Below are 19,739 nucleotides of genomic sequence, written 5' to 3'. Positions count from 1 at the left end.
CACTCGTCGCATGTCATTGACTCCGGCATATGCCAAACGGATGCGCCCCAGCTCGTGGAGCCGGGGCGCACCGTGACATCACCAACACCCGCCCCCGAAAAGGCCCTTGGCGGCTATCGTGAGGGCAGAGCTTGCGGTCACAACCTGGTGGGGGGAAACCGTGACACTGAAGCCCGAACCGACCGCACCGTTCCATTCGGTGCAGTACGCCCTTCGCGTTCTCGAAACGGTCTCCAAGCACGGCAACGGTGTGACGGACACCCAGATCTCCCGGGAGACGGGACTGCCCCTCGGACACCTCACCTCCCTGCTGCTGATGCTGCGCCGCGAAGGGTACGTCGAGCAGATCACCGAAGGCGCCTATGTCATCGGCTCCTCGCTGCTGCTCCTGGGTTCCGGCGCGGCCCGTAGACAGGCGCTGGAGACCAAGCTCCAGGGGATGCTGGCACAGCTGCGCGATTCGGTCGGCGCAGCGGTCTACATCAGCCGGTACGTCGACGGCGAGATCCGCGTCACGCAGTACGCCGACGGTCCCCACACCCCCGCCGTGAACGAGTGGGTGGACTTCCGCTCCTCCGCGCACGCCTCGGCGGTCGGCAAGTGCCTGCTGGCCCAGCTCGACCAGAACGGCCGCCGCGACCACCTCTCGCGCCACAAGACGGCCCGGCTCACCTCGCGGACGATCACCAACGAGAAGGTGCTCTTCTCCAAGCTGGACAGCCAGCCGGCCACGGTCCCGGTGCTCGACATCCAGGAGTACGCGGTCGGCACGGTGTGCGCGGCGGTGCCGCTCACAGCCGGTTCGTCGGCCGGATGCCTGGCCCTGTCACTGCCGATCGAGGACGCGCATCGCCTGCGCGCGGCGGCGGACACGCTCAACCGCCGGGCGGCGCCCGTACTGCTGTCGCTGGCGCTCTGACGCCGCGCAGGGCACCCCGGACAGCCCCGCGGAGAGGTTCGACGCCGCTCCGGCCGACCCGGCCCTCCCGACCCGAACCACTTCAGACCAGTTCATCCGGTTTCGTTCAGACCTGCCCCCGTTCATCCTCGGTGTCATCAGCACCCCTCGGGAGCAGGTACTATTTTCCTGTCAGCAGGCGCCGCTAGCTCAGTTGGTTAGAGCAGCTGACTCTTAATCAGCGGGTCCGGGGTTCGAGTCCCTGGCGGCGCACAGACAACGCACTGGGCGGTTCACGTACACACGTGAGCCGCCCAGTGCGTTTTTTGCTGCCCCGAGAAATGAACGAACGTCTTACACGTTCGTACTAGACAAGTGTTTTACACGCTCGTATATTCCTGGGCATGACGAACGCTACGAGCTCCACCGCCGCGCGCGGCGACCTCGCCGGTCGCCGGGAATGGACCGCCTTCGTGGTCCTCCTGCTCCCCCTCCTCCTCGTCTCGATGGACGTCTCCGTCCTCTTCTTCGCGATCCCGTCCATCGACCGGGACCTCGCGCCCAGCGCCACCCAACAGCTCTGGATCTTCGATGTGTACGCCTTCGCCCTGGCCGGCCTGCTCATCACGATGGGCTCGCTCGGCGACCGGATCGGCCGCCGCAAGCTGCTGCTCCTCGGCGCGTTCGCGTTCAGTGCCGCGTCCGTCGCCGCCGCGTACTCCACCAGCCCCGAGATGCTGATCGCGGCCCGCGCCGTGCTCGGGATCGGCGGTGCGACGCTGATGCCGTCGACGATGGGGATCGTGCGGAGCATGTTCCACGACGAGCGGCAGCGGGGCCGGGCGATCGGCATCTGGTCGGGCGCCATGGCCGGCGGCATCGCGCTCGGTTCGGTGCTCAGCGGCGTCATGCTGGAGCACTTCTGGTGGGGCTCGGTCTTTCTGATCAATGTGCCGGCGATGGTGCTGCTGCTGGTCCTGGTGCCGGTGCTGGTTCCGGAGTCCAAGGACCCGAACCCCGGGCGGTTCGACCTCCTGAGCGTGCCGCTGTCGATGGGCGCCGTGCTGCCCGTCGTCTACGGGGTCAAGGAGAGCGCCGCCCACGGGCTCGACGTGCCGCGCGGGCTGCTCATCGCCGCCGGGCTCCTCGTCGGCCTGCTCTTCGTCCGGCGTCAGCGCGGTCGCGGCGACGCGATGATCAGCCGGGAACTGTTCCGCGACCGCGGCTTCGCGGCGGGCATCGGACTGAACGCACTGGCCACGTTCGCCATGATGGGCTCCTCATTCTTCACCACGCAGTATCTGCAGTCGGTGCTCGGCATGGGCACGATGGAGGCCGCGCTGTGGAGCCTGGCCCCGTCCCTGGCGGTGGGAGCCGCGGCCCCGACGGCCACGGCGATCGCCCAGCGGACCGACCGCACGCGCGTCATCTGCGCCGGTTTCGTGATCGCCGCCGCCGGTTTCTCCGTCCTCGCCCTGACCGGTACGGACTCGCTGTGGCTGCTGCTGGGCGGTTGCGCCGTGATGAGCTGCGGCATCGTCACCGTGATGGCACTCGTCTCGGATCTCGCGCTGTCCACCGCCCCGCCCGCCAGGGCCAGTTCAGCGGCCTCGCTGCTGGAGACCGGCCAGGAGTTCGGCGGCGCGATGGGGATGGCCCTGCTGGGCGCGGTGGCCACGGCGGTCTACACCGCGGACATGCCGGACTCGGCACCGGAGGTCGCCCGCAAGACGCTGCCGGGCGCGGTGGCCACGGGAGACGATTCGCTGATCTCCGTCGGGCGGGAGGCGTTCGTGCACAGCATGCAGTACGCCTCGGTGGCGGGGGCCGCCCTGCTGCTGGCGGGTGCGGTGCTGACCGCGACGCTGCTGCGACGGCGCACCGCACCGGCAAGCCGGGACGAACTGGCCCTGACGAGCTAGGGGCTCCCGCTTGAATCGGGTCGACCGGTCCGGATCGAGGCGGGGGGCCGGGGCAACCGGCGCGCCTCACCGGCCCCGGTCGGTGACAGGCCCCGGGTGGGGACGGGGCGGGGCGGTCCGGATGGGGCCGCCCCGCTCCGCATCAGTCGTCGACCATGCGTCAGAACTGCACGTCGGAGCAGGCGTAGAACGCGTTGGCCGTGTCAGCGATGTTCCAGACGCTCAGGATGATGTGCTTCCCGGACTTCTGGGTGGGGATGGTGCCCTGCTGGGTCAGGGTCGCCGGGGGCTGCTTGCCGCCGTACGGCACCGTCATGAAGGGCTGCGGCTCCAGGTCGGCCCTGGTGAGCGGCTTGGTGGGGTCCCAGCCGTCCTTGGTGATGTAGTAGCGGAAGTCCGTCGTGGCGTGGCGTGCGGTGAACTGCCAGCGGAAGCTGAAGCCCTGCCCGGCCGTGACAGCGGTGGCCGGCCAGTTCCCACCGCGCGGGTCGTCGAGCTGGGCGAACTCGGAGTGGCCGCCGGAGCAGATCTGGCCGTCGGCCGGACCTGCCGCCGGGAAGCCCTTGGGGCCCTCGACGCTCTGCGGCTCCCACTGGATGTTGCCGCAGCCCGTCACCGTGCCGTTGGCACAGAGCTTCTGGCGGCTGATGGGGTTGTCGGTGTAGCCGTGGCTGCCGGCGCTGCCCGTTGCGAACATCGAGACGGCCGCCACCGCCAGGCCGACTACGGCCGCGCTTGCCCTTTTACGCATTGCTGTCGCTCCTCAAGAACGTGGGGGAGGTTCCATGAGCCCTGCTGCGCGCGTGTTGCGGTCTAGACCAAGCCATAGATTATTGACGGGATATGAACATGTCCAGACCAATGGGAGTTGGATTCCGCTTCGCCGCCCGAGCGCCCCCACGAGCCCCTCAGGCCCCCTCCCTGCCACTGCGTCCGGTGTAGAAGGCCACCGTCAAGTCCTTGACCAGCGACTTCCGTTCGTAGTCGTCCAACTCGACGATCCCCCTCGCGGTCAACCGGTTGACCGTGTCGTCCACGGCGTCGACCACCGAAGTCAGCACGCTGTCACGGTGCTCGGCGTCGATGGCGGCGATCCGGCGTCGGTGCATGGCCGCGGCGACCTCGGGCGCGTACTCGATGCCGGTCGGCTGCGCCGAGTACACCTCGACGCCGACGGGTTGGCAGTCGGCCTTGAGCATCCGGGTCAGCGCGTCACCGACCGCCTCCGCGTCGCGCAGCGTGAGCGCGTCCTCGTGGAACGCGTCGGCGGGCAGCTGCGAGAGGACCCGGGCCATCGCCGCCTCGACCTGTTCGCGCAGATACGCCTCGTGGTCGGCGACCCCGAGCGTCGCCCGTACGGTGTCCCTGATCCGCCACACGACGAGGACGACGACGCGCAGCGCCGTACCGTTGGCGTCCACCGAGGGGAGCGGTTCGCTGCGCCAGTGCCGCAGACGTACGTCGACCCGACGGCGCAGCAGCAGGGGGCTGATCCACATCAGTCCGGTCCGGCGCACACTCCCCCGGTACTCGCCGAAGAGGGTCAGCACCCAGGCGTATCCGACCCGTCCGCGGCTCAGACCGCCGAGCGCGAAGAGCACCGTCGTGACCAGCACGGCGAGCGCCGCCCAGGCCACGACGCCGATTCCGTGGTACGGACGCGAGCCGATCCCGAGCCGGTCCAACGCGGCGGCGGGCAGCGCGCCGACCCACCAGAGGACGGCGAACCCGGCGGTGATCCCGGCCAGTCCGGCGAGCAGCGCGACCCAGCCGGGCAGCGCGGGCCCCGGCCGCTCGGCCAGCCGGGGGTCACCGGCCGGCGCCGGCCTCGTCGACGGCCGCACCCGCGGTCCCCTCGGCGCGGGCGGTCGCCGCACCCGCGGAGCCGCACCGCCGCCGCCGGCTCCCCCGGGCAGCACACCGGTGGGGAGCGCGGCGGCGTCGGAGTGTGCGGAATCCTCGCGGAAGAGCAGGTGCACGGGAATGGACGCGGTCCGCTCACCGGCGATGACGGCGTGATGACGCCCGGCACCCCGCGGGCTGCCGCCGGACCGCTCGGCCCCGACGCCCCCGGGGACGGGGAGGGAGCCGAGGACGGTGCCGGCCGCCGCCCGGTGCCGGGAGAAGGGGGACGGGAACGGGGCGTCGGAACCGGGCCCGGTGCGGTGCCCGGCCGAGGACGGCACGGGCGCGCGGCCCGGCACCGGGTCCTCGACGGCCGCGCTGCCCGAAGCCGTGGCCGAGGCACCCATGACCGGGAGAAACGCGACACCCGCGGCCGGGACGGGCGCGGTGCCCATGGCCGGGGCCGACACGGCTGCCGAGGTCGCGCCGGGCGTCGCGGAGTTCACGGCCTGGCCCGGTACCAGGTCCAGCACGAGGTCGACCACGGAGTCCGGACCCGCGCCCGGCTCCCCGTCCGGGACGGAACCCGGTCCCGGGCCCGCACCGGCCGCCCGGTCGGGGGCCGCCACCCCCAAAGCCGTATCCGGCTCCCCGCCGGCTCCCGGAACCGGAGCCGCGTCCGGCTCCGCGCCGGCCCCCTGCACCTGCTCCTCTTCCCGCCCCCTGACGTTCTCCGGGGTTCCGGAGCTGTCCGACACCGTGGATCCCATTCCCGCCTCCGTCATGCATGTCCGCCGTCGTGTCACGCGAAGAGTCGCCGCCAGGTCTCCGGACCGGGGTAGCCGTCGGCCGCTCCGCCCCGCCAGCCCTGGGCCCGCTGGAAGGCCTCGACATTGCGCCGGTCCGCCTCGGTCCAGCGGGGCCCCGGTCCCGACCGGTAGTACGTGCCGTATCCCTTCTTCACCAATTGCTTGCCGAGCCTCTCGACCTGGCTGTTGGACTGGCCGGGCCGAAAATGGCCCCGGCCCGGAAACGTCGGATCGGAGGGGGAACCCCCCTGACCGCCTCCGCTTCCGGTGGGGATGTCACGACCGGTTCCACCGACCAGCAACCGCCAGGTGTCGGGGCCGGGGATCCCGTCCGCCTCCCTACCCTTCCAGCCCTGGGCCTTCTGGAAGGCCTGGGTCGCTCGCCGGTCGGCGTCGCCCCAGGCCGGGCCGGGACCGACCTTGTAGAAACGTTTGCCGCCCCGGCCCACGAGCATCGCCCCGAGCCGGGTGACGTACTCGTTGCTCGCTCCGGGACCGAACTTCCCGGCGCCCGGGAACTGCGTCGACGACGGACCGCTGCCTGCGCTCCCGCTGCTGAGACCCTTGTACCGGTAGGCGACGTACTTGCCGGAGTTGGTCCAGTACGCCATGGGTGTCGTCTGCTTGCGGGTGTGCGGCTTCGTCTGCTCGTACGCCGTGTAGTGGGTGTGCGTGTAGTCGGTCCAGCCGCCGAAGATCGTGACGTGCGAGCCCTTCGCGGGGTTCGCCGGATTGTGGAAGAGCAGGATGTCGCCGGGCTGCAGATCCTCCCGAGCGATCCGCTGCCCGAACGTGGCGAGACTGCCGGTCCACTCGTTGCCGGGCAGGTTCCAGGCCATCGACACATAGCCGGAGCAGTCCTGCCGGTATCCGTCGGACCAGTACTTGTCCATGCTGTACGGAACCTGCGCGGCCACCCACTTCTTCGCGCGGTTGATGATCGCGGCCCGGCTGGTCACGGGCAGCGTGCCACCCGTGGACGAGGGCGGCCCCGAGGCCCCCGCGCCCTGCAGCGGTCCGGGCCTGCCCTGCGGGCTGTCCGGATCCCCGTCGGCCAGGGCGAGCGGATCGCCCTCGTCCGCCGAAGCCGTCGGCGCCGTCGTCCCGTCCGTCCGGGCGACTCCGGTCGCCTCCGCGGCGCCGGTGCTCAGCACCACGCCGGCCGCGGTGACCAGCACCAGCGCACGGCGCGCGCCATGGGCGGCCGGATGGCCTCCGTACCGCACGGGCAAGGCACCGGCGGCGGTTCGCCGTTGCGCGGCGCACCCCGCACAGATGCAGTCGATGGCGGGCACGTACTCCTCGAAAGCCGGCACAGTCATGCGATTCCCCTCCGCACTCGTCAAGATCTTTGGGCGCATGTGCACGGGCGTCAGTGTCTCAACTCTCCTGACATAATGCATTTTGACGGACAGAAGTGAAAAAACGACCATCCGACAGGCCGTGAGGGGCTGGAAATGGTCAGGAGCACACCCCACCTTCGGGTAGAGTTCTCCAGGTCAGCAGGCGCCGCTAGCTCAGTTGGTTAGAGCAGCTGACTCTTAATCAGCGGGTCCGGGGTTCGAGTCCCTGGCGGCGCACGCAGAGTCAAGGCCCCCTCACCACGCGTGAGGGGGCCTTGTTCGTTCCCGAAGCGGGCCTCCGTATCGCCACCTTCGCGAGCATCGCGCCACCGCCACGCGGCCGACGTGCGACAGGTGCACAGTCGACCCGCGACGGACACACGGTCACCACCCCGTCACGCAAAGCCCTCCGTCGCAGAAGGGCCCGGACCGCGCACGGACCGCGTACGGCACCACACTCGGCGCGGGTCCGGCCGCGTGGACCCCTTCCTTCAGCCGGCAGCCGCGTCGGCCGCAGGGGGCGTACGGGACGATCCGCAAGCAGTACCGGAGAGCTTCCTCCCACTCCCCCCCACGGGCAAGCTCCTCAACTGCACCGCCTTGATCATCTTCCAACCGATGTCCTCCCCGAACTGGATTCCCGCGGCACCGAGTTGTGCGCCGGTCCCGGGGACGGGCGCCTCGGGCGTGCAGAGCGACCCGACGGTCGGGATGATGCGGTGCGGCCGCGCCTCTGCGCCCCGGACCTGTCCGTACATCCGGCACCGGCGACTTCTCCCCGGGCGCGCCCCGTCCTACGGGCCGATGCCGTCCCGGCCGGTGCCAATGGCGAACGGCATGTCGCCGGCCTTCGCCGAGAGCCGTCCGTCGAAGTCCGTACTGTCCGCCGCGGCAGGGAAGTTGGACACCTCGACGGCAAGAGCGTCCGCCGCCCCGATTCCCGTGCGTCGCGGCGGCCGGAAGAACGCGTCGGGGCCGCCGCACCATCCGGCGTTCCCGGCGGCCCCGACCGCAAGCGGGTCACCGGGCACCCGACCCACAGCTCACCCTTCGGGAGGGGCCGTCGTCCCCGGTCCGCCGCTCCACGGCCTCAGGTGCCTTCGCTCCCCCCGGACTTCCTTCCGGTCAGGTAGGCCGACACGACCACATTCGCGTCGTAGGAGTGCGATGCCCGGTCGTAGCTGCCGCCGCAGGTGATCAGGCGGAGTTCCGCACGGCCCCGCTTGCGGGGGCCGTAGGCCTTGTCGGCGTCGAAGCGTTCACGGGTGAGGACCTGGACGTCGTCGACGGTGAATTCGGCGACGCTGCCGTCCGCGCGGGTCACCTCCACCTTGGCGCCGGGGCGGGCCGCGCTCAGTCCGTAGAAGACGGCGGGCTCGGTCGCGGTGTCGACGTGGCCGACGAAGAGGGCGGGGCCCTTCGCGCCGGGCTCGGTGCCGTCGCCGTACCAGCCGACGGCCCGGGGGGTGTCGAACGACGGTGGTTCGATGGCGCCGTCCCCGTCCAGGCCCCGGGCGATCACGGGCGCCGCGATGCCGAGCGACGGGATCTCGACGCGTTTCGGCACGGAGCCCTCGACCGGGTCGTGCGGCGGGGGCAGCGGGACACCGAGCGGGCGCCCGACCGCGGCGACGTCGCCGGTGGTCGGGGCGGAGCTGGCACCGGAGCCGTCGGTGATGTCGCGACCCCAGAGCCACAGGCCGGTCAGCAGGACGGCCCAGGCCACTCCGGTGAGCAGTCGGCCGTGGTCCGAGGGGCGGGCCGGGGCGGACACGTCAGTCCTTGGCCGGGCGGCGACGGCGCACGCTGCGGACCACCACGACGACGACCGCGACGGCGGCCAGGACCAGGCCGATCACCGCCTGCACGAGGCCGGGGCCGTTCTGACGAGCGGTCTCTTCGTTGAGCAGGGCGGTGCCGCCACCTCCGGCGCGGACCGGGGCCAGCGGCGTGGGCCTGTTCCGGTCGGCGACCGTGACCTTGCCGGACATCGTGGTGCCCCGGCCGTCCGAGCAGACGACCCGGATGTCGTGGTCGCCCGGGGAGGCGTCCGAGCTGATCCGGGCCTGCGCCAGGAGGCCCCCGTCCGTGGCGGGCGAGAACCGCGCCCCGGAGGCGAAGGCATCGGATTCGCCCTTGGCCTCCTTGCCCTCGCAGCCGTCCAGCCGCAGGTCCACCCCGCCGCCCGGGGCGGCGGAGAGCGGGGTCACCGAGAGGCCGGCGCGACTGCCGGAACCCGTCCCCGGGCCGGAACCGGTGCCGGAGTCGGCCAGTGCGGCGGAAGCCGGCACCAGGGTCGCCGCGACCACCGCGACGGCACAGAACGTGAGGGGTATGGAACGCATCGTAAACCTCCTCAACAAAGGTTCACGCCTGCGTCGGCATTCCGCATCCGCAGGAACGGGCGGAACGGGGCGCGCAGGGGGCCGCCCCCGAACGCCCCCGCCCTTCCCCGGGCGGCGCCCGCCGTGCTCAGCCCACGTCGATGAGGTCGACCAGGTCGGCGATGGAATCGACGACCCTGGACGGCCGGAAGGGGTACTTGTCGATGTCGGCGACGGTGGTGAGGCCGGTCAGGACCAGGAACGTCTGCATCCCCGCCTCCAGCCCGGCCAGCACATCGGTGTCCATCCGGTCGCCGATCATGGCGCTGGACTCGGAGTGGGCCCCGATCGCGTTGAGCCCGGTGCGCATCATCAGCGGATTGGGCTTGCCCGCGAAGTACGGGGCCTTGCCGGTGGCCTTGGTGATGAGGGCGGCGACGGACCCGGTGGCCGGCAGCGGACCCTCGGCGGACGGGCCGGTCTCGTCCGGGTTGGTGCAGATGAATCGGGCACCGCCGTTGATCAGCCGGATCGCCTTGGTGAGCGCCTCGAAGCTGTACGTACGGGTCTCGCCGAGCACCACGTAATCGGGGTCGTGGTCGGTGAGGACGTAGCCGATGTCGTGCAGGGCGGTGGTGAGCCCGGCCTCTCCGATGACGTACGCCGTGCCACCGGGCCGCTGGTCGTCCAGGAACTGGGCGGTGGCCAGGGCGGAGGTCCAGATGTTCTCCACGGGCACGTCGAGACCCATGCGGTCGAGGCGGGCGTGCAGATCACGCGCGGTGTAGATCGAGTTGTTCGTGAGGACCAGGAAGGGCATCCCCGAGTCCCGCAGCCGCTTGATGAAGGCATCCGCCCCGGGGATCGGCGTCCCTTCGTGGATCAGGACTCCGTCCATGTCGGTGAGCCAGGATGAGATCGGCTTGCGCTCTGCCATGTGGGACTCCTGCCGTACGCCGTGTGCGGGGACGCCGGCGGCACCGCGTTGTGCAGCGCCGACGTCCCCGATTTTAGAGCGTCCGTTCGACCTGCAGGTACTGCCGGGACGCCCGGCGCGAGCCGGGACCGGGACCACGGCCGTCCGGTGGGGTCGGGCCGGCCCGACCCCACCGGATGGACTAGACCCGTTACCTTTTCGCGATGATGCACCGGGGCCCGGTTCCCTCGCGATGCGTCTTCGGCCGCGGTCAGCTGCCGGTGGCCGACTTCCAGGCCCCGACGTACGCGTCCAGGTTGGTGCCGATGTCCGACCAGTCGGGCGCGAAGACCTCGACACCGTCCATCAGCTTGGCGAGCGCGAGGGCGTTGGCGTCCGTGGCCTCGACGTCCTTGCGGGCGGAGAAGCCGCCGCCGACCGCACTGACGTCCTTCTGGGCCTGCTCGGAGAGCATGAAGTCGAGCAGCTTCTTGCCGTTGGCGCTGTGCGGGGCCTTGTTCACCAGGCCGGCCGCGTACGGCAGGGCGAACGTGGTGGGCTTGCCGCCCTCCTTCGCGGGGAACCAGATGCCGAGGTTGGGCATGTCCTTGGACTGCGCGTAGTTCATCTGCACGTCACCGTTGGCGGCGAGCAGTTCGCCCTTGTCGACCTTGGGGGCGAGCTTGCCGGTGGAGGCGGACGGGCCGACGTTGTTGGCCTGGAGCTTCTTCAGGTACGCCATCGCCGGCTCCTTGCCGCCGAAGTCGTGCATGGCCTTGATGAGTACGGCCGTGCCGTCACCGGCGACTCCGGGCGTGGAGTACTGGATCTTGTTCTTGAACCCGCCGTCGAGCAACTCCTCCCAGGTGGTGGGTGCCGACTTCAGCTCCTTCTTGTTGTAGATGAACCCGAAGTAGTTGTTGACGACCGAGGTCCACTTGGAGTCGGACGCCTTGTCGGCACCGTCGACCTGGTCGGAACCGGCCGGCGCGTACGCCGCCAGGAGCCCCTTGCTGTCGGCCTGCTGGATGAACGGCGGCAGCGTGACCAGCACATCGGCCTGGGTGTTGGACTTCTCGCGGACGGCGCGCTGCACCATCTCGCCGGAGCCGCCCTCCACGTACTTGACCTTGATGCCGGTCTTCTTCTCGAAGTCCTTGAAGACCTTGTCGTACCAGCCGTCGCCGTTCTCGCCCTTGAGGCCGTCGGCGCTGTAGACGGTCACGACCTTCTCGTCGGAAGCGGCCGAGGAGCCGCCGCAGGCGGAGAGGGTGGCGGCGAGGGCGAGGCAGCCGGTGACGGCGGCTATGGGCTTGAGGTGGTTCTTGCGCATGGCAGTCGTATCTCCTGGAAGTCGGCCGGGAGCCGGCCGGAGTCGGTACGGGGGTGTCGGCGGATCAGCGGAACGAGGCCCTGGTGCGGATCCGGGAGACGCCGAGCAGCACGAGCAGCGTCGTTCCCATCAGGACCACGGCGACGGCCGCTCCGGTGAAGAGCGAGCCGCGGTCGGTGGCCGCGAAGATCTGCACCGGCAGTGGTGTCCAGTCCGGCGGGTAGAGCATCATCGTGGCGCTCAGCTCCCCCATGGACAGCGCGAAGCAGAGCCCCGCCGCCGCCGTGAGGGACGGCAGCAGGAGCGGCAGCTTGATGCGCCACAGGACGTACGAGGGTCGGGCACCGAGACTGGCCGCCGCCTGTTCGTACATCGGGTCGAGACGCACTATCGCCGCCGAAACCGACGAATAGGCGAACGCCGTGACAAGAATCGTGTGCGCCAGGATCACGATCCAGCTCGTCCCGTTCAACAGCATCGGCGGTTTGCTGAAGGCGACGAGCACGGCGAGGCCCACGACGACGGACGGCACGGCGACCGGCAGCATGAACAGCGCGTCGAGGAACCTCCTGCCGCGGCTGCGCAGCGAGGCGGCGGCCAGGGCGGCCCAGGAACCGACGGTGAGGGCGAGCAGACTGGCGCTGACGGCGGTGATCAGGCTGGTGGTCAGGGCCTGCAGGGAGTCGCCGCCGGTCGCGGCCGCGTAATGCCCGGTGGTCGGCCCGGAGGGGAAGGCGCCGGACCAGTTGGTGGTGAACGACGCGGCCAGGATGACCAGCAGCGGCACCGCGAACAGGGGGACGAAGAGCGCGAAGAACACGGCCCAGGCGGCCCACTTCCCCGTACGGCTATGCACCAACACGGCGGCTCACCATCCGATACAGGCTGTAGAGACCCACGGAGATCGCGATGTTGACGACTGCGACGACACAGGCCGCCGGGTAGTCGGACTCCAGGATCGCCTTGCTGTAGACGAGCATCGGCAGGGTCGTGACCCCTTTCGCGCCGGTGAACAGCACGATGCCGAACTCGTTGAGACACATCACGAGGACGAGGCTGCCGCCCGCCGCGAGCGCGGGAATCGCCTCGGGGAGGATCACCTGCCGCACGATCCGGGCCGGCTTCGCGCCCAGCGAGGACGCCACCTCCAGTTGCGCGCTGTCGAGCTGCGAGAACGCGGCGAGCAGTGGGCGCATCACGAACGGGGTGAAGTAGGTGATCTCGGCGAGCAGGACACCCCACGGGGTGGTGAGGAAGTCGAAGGGGCCGCTCGACGCCCCGGTGACGTCCGTCCAGAGGCCGTTGGCCATGCCGACGCTGCCGTAGATGAACAGCAGCGCGAGCGTGATCAGGAACGACGGGAAGGAGAGGAAGACGTCGATGAACCTGGCGACCGCCTTGCCGCCGGGGAACGGCACGAACGCGATGACCATGGCCAGGACGAAGCCCAGCACCAGACATCCGACGGTCGAGCCGACCGCCAGCCAGACGGTGGTCGTCAGCGCGGAGCGGAACGACTCGGAGGCGAACACCTCGCCGTACGGGGCGAGCGAGGTACCGCCCTCGTCCGGGCTGAAGGACTGCTGGACGACGAGGGCCAGCGGGTAGAGGAAGACGAGGGCGAGCACGGCGACGGGCGGCAGCGCCCAGACGAAGCGGGGGATGCTGCGGGCCTCGCGGGCCGGGGCCTGCGGGCCGGCCGCCGGGGGCGTCACCCCGGACGAGCCGGTGCGCCGACGCGGCGCCTTCGTCGCCGTGATGCCCGGGGTGACGGGCTGCGCGGTGCTAGCCATCGGCCCCTCCCCCGGCTCCCGGCGCCGCGCCCACGGGCAGCAGTACCGCGTCCTCGGCCGCGAAGTGCAGCGTGACCTTGTCACCGAGCGCCGGGGTCTCGCGCAGTTCGCGGAGGTCCGCCTTGACCCGGTGCCCGTCGACGTCGACGTACAGCCGGTGCGTGGAACCCCGCCACTGGACCTCGGCGATGGTGCCGCTCAGCGCGTTGGGCCCGTCGCCGAGCCCGACCAGGTGGGGCCGGACGCACAGCGTGGCGGTGGCACCGCCGGGCACTTCGCCGGTCGGTACGTCGAGCGCGCGCCCCGCGAAATCGACGGTGTCGGCGCCGTCGGCGACGGTGACCGGCAGCAGATTGGCGTTGCCGACGAACGACGCCGTGAACTCGGTGCGCGGACGGCGGTACAGCTCCTGCGGGGTGCCGCAGTCCTGCAGCCGGGCCTTGTCCATGACCGCGATCCGGTCGGCGAGGGTGAGCGCCTCCACCTGGTCGTGGGTGACGTACAGGATGGAGACGTCCGGCAGCTCCCGGTGCAGTCGCGCCAGTTCGGCGAGCATTCCGGAGCGCAGCTGGGCGTCGAGCGCGGAGAGCGGCTCGTCCAGCAGGAGAACGCCGGGGCGGATGGCCAGCGCGCGGGCGATGGCGACGCGCTGCTGCTGGCCGCCGGAGAGTTCGCGCGGGTAGCGCTCGGCGTAGCCGGCCATGCCGACGAGTTCGAGTGCCTCGGCGACCCGCTCGGGGATCTCGGCCTTGGCGACCTTGCGGGCCTTGAGCCCGAAGGCGACGTTGTCCTTGACCCGCATGTGCGGGAAGAGGGCGTACTGCTGGACGACCATGCCGATGCCGCGCCTGTGCGGCGGCAGGCCGGTGACGTCGCGGTCGCCGAGGTACACCCGGCCGGAGACGGGCCGGACGAATCCGGCGACGGCGCGCAGGGCGGTGGTCTTGCCGGACCCGGAGGGCCCGAGCAGGGCCATGACCTCGCCGGGTTCGACGGTCAGATCGAGCCGGTCGAGGACGGTGTTCCCGCCGTACGCGACGCTGACCCCGTCGAACCTGATGCCGCTGCGGACGGCGCCGGCCCCGCCCGTCATGCCTCTGCCCGCGCGATCAGGTCCGGGAGCTCGGCGACCGAGCCGAGCACATGCGTGGCGCCGTGACGGGTCAGCCGGTCCTTGTCGTGGGCGCCGGTGAGCACGCCCGCGACGATCCCGGCCCCGGAGCGCACTCCGCCGAGCATGTCGTACGAGGTGTCGCCCGCGACCACGATCCGCTGGACGGCGTCGACGGCGCCGGTGCGCAGGAACGCGGCGAGGACCATGTCGGGGTAGGGGCGGCCGCGACCGCCCGCGTCGGCCGGGCAGAGGGTCAGGGCGACCAGGTCCTGCCAGCCGAGCGCGGCCAGGATGGCGTCCTGGGTGGTACGGGCGAAACCGGTGGACAGGACCACGGTCCGGCCCTCGGCCCTGAGCCTTTCGATGGCCTCGCGGGCGCCGGGCACCGGCGCGATCCGGCCGCCGTCGACCAGCTCCCCGTACGCCTCCTCGAAGGCGGTGTTGGCCCGCTGGGCCTTGTCCTCGTCGCCGAAGAGGTGACGGAAGACGGAGATCTTGGACTCGCCCATGGTGGCGCGCACGTGGTCGAGCTTCTCCGCGTGGTCGGCGGAGCCCGGCTCCACGCCGAGGCGTTCGGCCGCGACGGAGAACGCCTGCTCGACGAGGCCGCCGTCGGCGACGGTGGTGCCGGCCATGTCGAGGACGATCAGGTTCAGCCCGTCGGTGGTGTTCGACGTGTCGGTGTTGCTCAACTTCTTCACCAGCCCAGTTCGTTGGCGGTCGTTTCGGCGATGGCGGGCGAGCAGGTCATGCCGCGCCCGCCCGGTCCCGTGACCAGCCAGACGCCGTCCCGCACCTGCTGGCGGTGGACGACGCGGCTGGTGTCGGTGCACTGGGCGTAGACCCCGGCCCAGCGGTGGCGGATCCTCGGCAGCGGGCGGCCGAGGAAGGACTCCACGACTCCGGTGAGGTGCTCGTACGGCTCCTCGACGGTGTCGAAGGAGAAGGGGTGCTCGTACTCGTGGGTGTCGCCGATGGTCAGCCCGCCGTCGTGGCGCTGGACCATCAGGAGCTGCATCCTGTGCTGTGCGGCGGTGGGCGCCTGCGCCTGTTCGGCGTTGAGGGTGTCCAGCGCCTCGCTGCGGTACGCCGGGTAGTAGCGGAAGCTGTCGGCGTCGGCGACGGAGGTGGTGAGCCGCTCACCGAGCGGGTCGGTCTGCATCATCTGGAGTCGGACGCGGCGCACCGGCAGATCGGGGCCGGCCAGTTCGCGCACGAGTCCGCCGAGCCAGGCCCCGGTGGCCAGGATCACGGCGTCACCGGTGTGGACATCGCCGTGGTCGTCGCGGACGGAGGCGGTGCCCACCACCTCGCGGACCTCGCGCCCACCGAGGTACGTATACCGGCCCGACTTCAACAGCTCTCGCTTGAGCGCCAGTTGGGCGGTGCGCGGCTCGACCGCGGCGTCCCGCTCGCACCACAGGGCGGCGGTGAATCCACCGCGCAGCGCGGGGTTGATCGCACGGGCCTCGTCGGCGGTGAGCAGCTTGTAGCCGCGGGCCGCCGCGTCGGGGCGGGCGCCGGCCGCCTCGGCGACGGCGATCTCCAGCCCGGTGCGGAGCGGGGTGAGCGAGCCGCAGGCCCGGAAGCCGAGATCGGGGACCCGGGCCCCGATGCCCTCCCACAGCTCACGGGCGCGCAGCGCGGTCTCCAGCTCCTCGCCACCGGCCCTGCCGCTGACCCATATCTGTCCGAAATTGCGGAGCGATGCCCCGCGCGCCTCGCTCTCGCGCTCGATCTGTACGACCTCGTGGCCGCGGTTCACTGCGTGCCAGGCGTGCATGGTTCCCACCACGCCGGCTCCTACGACGATGACTCTCACGGCGGCTACGCTCCTCGGGGCCGGTGACCCGTACGGATCGCTACGGCAACGGGAGGGTGAACTGGGCCCCAAACTTGGACTAGACCCGTTACCTTCTCGTTATCGAAAGGAACCGGCCGGCCACCGTCGCCCCGGAGTCGTTCAGTGTCCGTCCTGCGCGCCCAGGTGCGCGGTGAAGGAGAACCTGTCCCCGCGGAAGAGCGTCCGTACGCGCTCCAGCGGCTCGCCGTCGGTGTCGCGCGAGATCCGGTGGATCAGCAGCATGGGCAGCGCGGGCGGTGTACCGATGAGCAGCGCCTCGCGCGGCGTCGCGAGCACGGTCTCGATCCGCTCGTCCGCATCGCCGAAGGAGATCCCGAGCCGGTCGCGCAGATGGGCGTAGAAGGACGAGTCGGGGTCGAACCCCGTGTCCAGGTCCGGCACGCGGGCGACGGAGACGTAGGTGCTCTCCAGGCCGACCCGGTCGTCGTCGGCGAGCAGCACCCGCTCCAGGTGCCAGACCGGTTCGCCGCGCGCCACCCCGATGTCGGCGGCCAGCGCCTCGGGGCAGGGGAAGCGCTCCAGACCGATGAGGCGGCGGCCGGGGGTACGGCCCTGGCGGCGTACGCCCTCCGTATAGCTCGCCAGCGAGAGCGGCTGCTCCAGCTTGGGGCCCGCGACCACGGTGCCGCGCCCCTGGCGGGCGAGCCGCCCCTCCAGCAGCAGTTCGCGCAGCGCCTGACGCACCGTCTCGCGCGAGACCTCGTAGCGCTCGGCGAGATCGCGCTCGGTGGGCAGCATGCCGCCCTCGCCCAACTCCTCTATGAGGACGGAGACATGGGCCTTGACCGCGTAGTACTTGGGGATGCGGCCGTGCTCCGGGATGCCGGAGCGGATGGGTGCGCCAGGTGTCTGGTCGTGCGGGTAGTCCACGCGCCCGATGGTGACAGACGGACATGAACACGCGTGAACGGCCGATGGCGGGAAGGGGGCCGGAAGGGGCGGTTCAGCGACGCGGGCGACGGGTCCGGAACACCATGGCCCCTCCGCCGATCAGGAACCCGGCGACGATGACGCCGATGTACGCAACGGCGTCCGAGCCGGTCGCGGCCAGCTCGGGGAGGCCGCTCTCCCCCGGGGCCCGGCCGGGCCGGACCGGCCGGGCGGTGTCGCCGCGCCCGGCGGCCCGGGCTCCGTCGGGCGCCGCGTCGCGGGGGGTGTCACGGGAGTTCTGGACGGTGTCCTTGGTTCCGCCGATGTCCGCCGGCTCGTCGACGCCCTCGGGCTCGTCGGGCTCCTCCGTCCCGCCGTCGTCGTCGACAACGGCGAACGGGTAGTCGTCGGTCTCACCGACCCAGGCCCCGTCGTCCTTCTCGGACGTGCCGCTCGCCCCGTGCTGTCGCTGGACGATGGCGGCGGTGGCGGTGATCCGTCCCGGGTCGGTGTCGGAGGTGAACGCCATCCGGACCTCGACGGTGACGGTACCGCCCGCGGGGACGGTGAAGCCCTCGAAGGTGTCGTCGCCGTCACCGTCACCGTCACCGTCGCCGTCGCCGTCGCCGTCGAAGACGCCGATCTGCTCGTCCTGGTCGGTGGTCTCCCAGCTGACCCGGTGCTCCACCTCGGGGCGGGTCGGTTCGGAGAACTTCAGCTGGATCTGGTCGGAGGTCAGCCTGCGGTTCTCGTCGGTGAGGACCAGCACCGGGTGGATGCCCCGGCACGGCTCGGTGGTGGTGTTGGTCAGGTCCAGGTACCAGGTCCCGTAGCCGCCGCCGGGCGCGTAGGTGTCCGGGCCGCCGCGGATACGGGCGCTGATCGGGAACTCGCTCGCCGCCGGATCACCGCAGGCGGGCGGCTGGTCGGCGGTGGCGGCCCCCGGCTTCGAGACCGGGGCGGCCGAGGACGCCGCGGCGGCCGGAGCGGCCGACGCGCCGCCGAGGACGGCGGGAACCACGCTCGCCGCCGCCAGCCCGAGCGCCAGCCCGTGCCGCGTCCGCCCGGGGAGCGGCGACACGCGCAGGGGCGGCGAGGGAGGCCGCGCGGAGGCGGTGGACACGGGGATGGACGCCCCTCCCACGAGCGGGACGGACACGGGGCTCGCCATGGGGAGGGACGCGGTGCCGGACGTGAAGGGCGATACGGCGTCGGCCGCGCGGCCCGTCCCGGAGCCGACCGGGGAGGGCGTGGCGGACGGGGGCGGTGTGGAGGGCATGCGGGGATCACCCTTCGCGGCTCGCGGGACGGTCGGCTGGGAGAGCGCTGAAGACCTTGGCCGGACCTGGGAGCGGCGGCCGGCGCGTACAACCACAAGGCGCCGGAGCTGTGCATGCCGACCACCACGGGTCCGGCCAAGATCCTCAGCACCCGCCCAGCCTGTGTGCGGCGGAGTTCACCGGTCGTGGTCGGCGACGCTGCCACGCACGCGCGAGGCGACCGGCACCGACATGCCGGTGGGTCCGCCGGCCGGCCGCCGGGCACCGCTCGATCAGCCCAGTCGCGCGCCCCGCTCGCCCGTGTCCGCGCTCCCGACCCGTCCGAACAGCGGGGCCAGGACCAGCTGCGCGGCCCCCTCCGCGACCGGCCTGTCCCCTCCCCGTGCGACGGTGACCGGCACCGGCGTGTCGGGGCCGCCCCGGCGGGCGCGCTCGTCGATCACGGCGCGGACGCCCCGCACGTACGGCTCGGGATCGGCGGCGACGGTACGGCCGCCGAGCACCACCCGGTCGATGTCGAGCAGCCCGACGAGATTGGCGGCGCCGGTGCCCAGCACCCGGGCGGCCTCCGCGACGTCGCCGCGGGCGACGGCGGCGAGACAGAGCGCCTCGATGCAGCCCCGCCCGCCGCAGCCGCACACCGGACCGTCCAGCTGGACGGTCTGGTGCCCGAACTCACCGGCCCCGGTACGGACCCCGCGATGCAGCGCCCCGCCGAGGACCAGCCCGGCGCCGAGCCCCGTCCCGAGGTGCAGATAGGCGAAGTCGCCCGTGCCGGCCGCATGCAGGGCGAGCCCCAGGGCGGCGGCGTTGGTGTCCTTGTCGACGACGACGGGCAGCCCGGTCCTCGCGGCGAGCGCGTCCCGCAGCGGATACCCGTCCCACTGCGGGAACCCGGTGACGCGGTGCAGCACCCCGCCCCGGTGGTCGAGCGGCCCCGGCACCGCCACGCCGACCCCGAGCACGTCCCCGCCCCGCTCGGCCGTCCCCGCACCCGCGCCGCGCACCGCCGCGACCGCGTCCGCCGCCGTCGTCAGCACCTCGTCCGCCGGGGCGCCGAAGTCCAGTGGGGCGGTGCGGCTCGCGGCGACCGCGCCGGCCAGGTCGACGAGCACCACCGTCAGCTCGTCACGGTCCAGGTGCAGACCGACCGCGTACCCGGCGTCCGGCACCAGCCGCAGCACGGTGCGCGGCTTGCCACCGGTGGAGGCCCGGTGGCCCGCCTCGGCCGCCAGGCCGTCGGCCCGCAGCCGGGCGGTGATCTTGCTGACGGCCTGCGGTGTGAGCCCGGTGCGCTCGGCGAGTTCGAGCCTGCTGATACCGGGCTCGCCCGCCACCCGCAGCAGATCCAGCAGCAGCGCCGCATTGTGGCTGCGCAGCGTCGGCAGGTTCGCGCCGCTCTTACTCCTGTTCACCGCACCATTGTCG

Annotated in this window: 18 protein-coding genes and 2 tRNA genes; 4 read left to right on the top strand and 16 right to left on the bottom strand. The window is 71.8% G+C overall.

Going from position 1 to position 19,739, the window contains the following annotated elements:
* The first annotated feature begins 160 nt into the window (after positions 1–160).
* From ACIRP2_RS01155 to ACIRP2_RS01145, 3 genes are all read left to right on the top strand, one after another.
* On the top strand, positions 161–919 hold the full coding sequence (locus ACIRP2_RS01155; RefSeq protein WP_404245272.1) for an IclR family transcriptional regulator: 759 nt from the start codon (positions 161–163) through the stop codon (positions 917–919).
* Between the two features lie 178 nt (positions 920–1,097).
* Positions 1,098–1,171: transfer RNA gene (locus tag ACIRP2_RS01150), tRNA-Lys, on the top strand.
* A 131-nt stretch (positions 1,172–1,302) separates the two neighbouring features.
* Complete coding sequence (locus tag ACIRP2_RS01145; RefSeq protein WP_404245270.1) at positions 1,303–2,820, top strand: MFS transporter; 1,518 nt, start codon at positions 1,303–1,305, stop codon at positions 2,818–2,820.
* A 160-nt stretch (positions 2,821–2,980) separates the two neighbouring features.
* Here the strand turns inward: ACIRP2_RS01145 and ACIRP2_RS01140 are convergent, their stop codons facing one another.
* From ACIRP2_RS01140 to ACIRP2_RS01130, 3 genes are all read right to left on the bottom strand, one after another.
* On the bottom strand, positions 2,981–3,571 hold the full coding sequence (locus ACIRP2_RS01140; protein ID WP_404245268.1) for a lytic polysaccharide monooxygenase: 591 nt from the start codon (positions 3,569–3,571) through the stop codon (positions 2,981–2,983).
* Between the two features lie 157 nt (positions 3,572–3,728).
* Positions 3,729–5,435, bottom strand: coding sequence for an SPFH domain-containing protein (locus tag ACIRP2_RS01135; RefSeq protein WP_404245266.1), 1,707 nt, complete (start codon positions 5,433–5,435; stop codon positions 3,729–3,731).
* A 32-nt stretch (positions 5,436–5,467) separates the two neighbouring features.
* On the bottom strand, positions 5,468–6,796 hold the full coding sequence (locus tag ACIRP2_RS01130) for a peptidoglycan-binding protein (protein WP_404245264.1): 1,329 nt from the start codon (positions 6,794–6,796) through the stop codon (positions 5,468–5,470).
* Positions 6,797–6,980: 184 nt separating this feature from the next.
* Here ACIRP2_RS01130 and ACIRP2_RS01125 point away from each other — a divergent pair.
* Positions 6,981–7,054, top strand: a tRNA-Lys gene (locus ACIRP2_RS01125).
* A 557-nt stretch (positions 7,055–7,611) separates the two neighbouring features.
* Here the strand turns inward: ACIRP2_RS01125 and ACIRP2_RS01120 are convergent.
* The 13 genes from ACIRP2_RS01120 to ACIRP2_RS01060 all read right to left on the bottom strand — a co-directional run bounded on the left by ACIRP2_RS01120 (position 7,612) and on the right by ACIRP2_RS01060 (position 19,726).
* On the bottom strand, positions 7,612–7,857 hold the full coding sequence (locus ACIRP2_RS01120; RefSeq protein ID WP_404245262.1) for a hypothetical protein: 246 nt from the start codon (positions 7,855–7,857) through the stop codon (positions 7,612–7,614).
* A gap of 50 nt (positions 7,858–7,907) precedes the next feature.
* Positions 7,908–8,591: a class F sortase gene (locus tag ACIRP2_RS01115; RefSeq protein ID WP_404245260.1), complete on the bottom strand. Its 684-nt coding sequence runs from the start codon at positions 8,589–8,591 to the stop codon at positions 7,908–7,910.
* A 1-nt stretch (position 8,592) separates the two neighbouring features.
* Positions 8,593–9,162: a hypothetical protein gene (locus ACIRP2_RS01110; RefSeq protein WP_404245258.1), complete on the bottom strand. Its 570-nt coding sequence runs from the start codon at positions 9,160–9,162 to the stop codon at positions 8,593–8,595.
* 127 nt (positions 9,163–9,289) lie between these two features.
* Complete coding sequence (locus ACIRP2_RS01105; protein ID WP_404245256.1) at positions 9,290–10,078, bottom strand: HAD-IIA family hydrolase; 789 nt, start codon at positions 10,076–10,078, stop codon at positions 9,290–9,292.
* 250 nt (positions 10,079–10,328) lie between these two features.
* Positions 10,329–11,390 (bottom strand): 2-aminoethylphosphonate ABC transporter substrate-binding protein, encoded by a 1,062-nt coding sequence (locus ACIRP2_RS01100; RefSeq protein WP_404245254.1) that lies wholly within the window; start codon positions 11,388–11,390, stop codon positions 10,329–10,331.
* A 64-nt stretch (positions 11,391–11,454) separates the two neighbouring features.
* Positions 11,455–12,252: an ABC transporter permease gene (locus ACIRP2_RS01095; RefSeq protein WP_404245252.1), complete on the bottom strand. Its 798-nt coding sequence runs from the start codon at positions 12,250–12,252 to the stop codon at positions 11,455–11,457.
* Positions 12,239–13,183 carry a 2-aminoethylphosphonate ABC transporter permease subunit gene (locus ACIRP2_RS01090; protein ID WP_404245250.1) on the bottom strand — a complete coding sequence of 315 codons (945 nt, stop codon included), beginning with the start codon at positions 13,181–13,183 and terminating at the stop codon, positions 12,239–12,241. Before ACIRP2_RS01090 ends, ACIRP2_RS01095 begins: the two co-directional genes overlap by 14 nt.
* A complete protein-coding gene (locus ACIRP2_RS01085; protein ID WP_404245247.1) occupies positions 13,176–14,276 on the bottom strand; it encodes an ABC transporter ATP-binding protein in 1,101 nt (366 codons plus the stop codon). The genes ACIRP2_RS01090 and ACIRP2_RS01085 overlap by 8 nt, the downstream gene beginning before the upstream one ends.
* On the bottom strand, positions 14,273–14,998 hold the full coding sequence (locus ACIRP2_RS01080) for a phosphonatase-like hydrolase (protein ID WP_404245245.1): 726 nt from the start codon (positions 14,996–14,998) through the stop codon (positions 14,273–14,275). Before ACIRP2_RS01080 ends, ACIRP2_RS01085 begins: the two co-directional genes overlap by 4 nt.
* A complete protein-coding gene (locus ACIRP2_RS01075; protein WP_404245243.1) occupies positions 14,995–16,119 on the bottom strand; it encodes a TIGR03364 family FAD-dependent oxidoreductase in 1,125 nt (374 codons plus the stop codon). The genes ACIRP2_RS01080 and ACIRP2_RS01075 overlap by 4 nt, the downstream gene beginning before the upstream one ends.
* A 141-nt stretch (positions 16,120–16,260) precedes the next feature.
* Positions 16,261–17,031, bottom strand: a complete 771-nt coding sequence (locus tag ACIRP2_RS01070) for a GntR family transcriptional regulator (protein ID WP_404245241.1) — start codon at positions 17,029–17,031, stop codon at positions 16,261–16,263.
* A gap of 73 nt (positions 17,032–17,104) precedes the next feature.
* Positions 17,105–18,310, bottom strand: coding sequence for a hypothetical protein (locus ACIRP2_RS01065; protein WP_404245239.1), 1,206 nt, complete (start codon positions 18,308–18,310; stop codon positions 17,105–17,107).
* Positions 18,311–18,583: 273 nt separating this feature from the next.
* A complete protein-coding gene (locus ACIRP2_RS01060; protein ID WP_404245237.1) occupies positions 18,584–19,726 on the bottom strand; it encodes an ROK family protein in 1,143 nt (380 codons plus the stop codon).
* Positions 19,727–19,739 lie beyond the last annotated feature (13 nt).

The organism is Streptomyces sp. NPDC101194 (assembly GCF_044767885.1).
Classification (GTDB): Bacteria; Actinomycetota; Actinomycetes; order Streptomycetales; family Streptomycetaceae; genus Streptomyces.
Note: the sequence above shows the minus strand (reverse complement) of the source record. Positions and strands in the feature narration are given on the sequence as shown.

What these genes read in the sequence shown, in the direction of transcription:
- ACIRP2_RS01145 (WP_404245270.1), top strand. Translation starts at nt 1,303, where the DNA reads ATGACGAACGCTACGAGCTCCACCGCCGCGCGCGGCGACCTCGCCGGT.
- ACIRP2_RS01140 (WP_404245268.1), bottom strand. Translation starts at nt 3,571, where the DNA reads ATGCGTAAAAGGGCAAGCGCGGCCGTAGTCGGCCTGGCGGTGGCGGCC.
- ACIRP2_RS01135 (WP_404245266.1), bottom strand. Translation starts at nt 5,435, where the DNA reads ATGGGATCCACGGTGTCGGACAGCTCCGGAACCCCGGAGAACGTCAGG.
- ACIRP2_RS01130 (WP_404245264.1), bottom strand. Translation starts at nt 6,796, where the DNA reads ATGACTGTGCCGGCTTTCGAGGAGTACGTGCCCGCCATCGACTGCATC.
- ACIRP2_RS01110 (WP_404245258.1), bottom strand. Translation starts at nt 9,162, where the DNA reads ATGCGTTCCATACCCCTCACGTTCTGTGCCGTCGCGGTGGTCGCGGCG.
- ACIRP2_RS01105 (WP_404245256.1), bottom strand. Translation starts at nt 10,078, where the DNA reads ATGGCAGAGCGCAAGCCGATCTCATCCTGGCTCACCGACATGGACGGA.
- ACIRP2_RS01100 (WP_404245254.1), bottom strand. Translation starts at nt 11,390, where the DNA reads ATGCGCAAGAACCACCTCAAGCCCATAGCCGCCGTCACCGGCTGCCTC.
- ACIRP2_RS01090 (WP_404245250.1), bottom strand. Translation starts at nt 13,183, where the DNA reads ATGGCTAGCACCGCGCAGCCCGTCACCCCGGGCATCACGGCGACGAAG.
- ACIRP2_RS01085 (WP_404245247.1), bottom strand. Translation starts at nt 14,276, where the DNA reads ATGACGGGCGGGGCCGGCGCCGTCCGCAGCGGCATCAGGTTCGACGGG.
- ACIRP2_RS01065 (WP_404245239.1), bottom strand. Translation starts at nt 18,310, where the DNA reads ATGCCCTCCACACCGCCCCCGTCCGCCACGCCCTCCCCGGTCGGCTCC.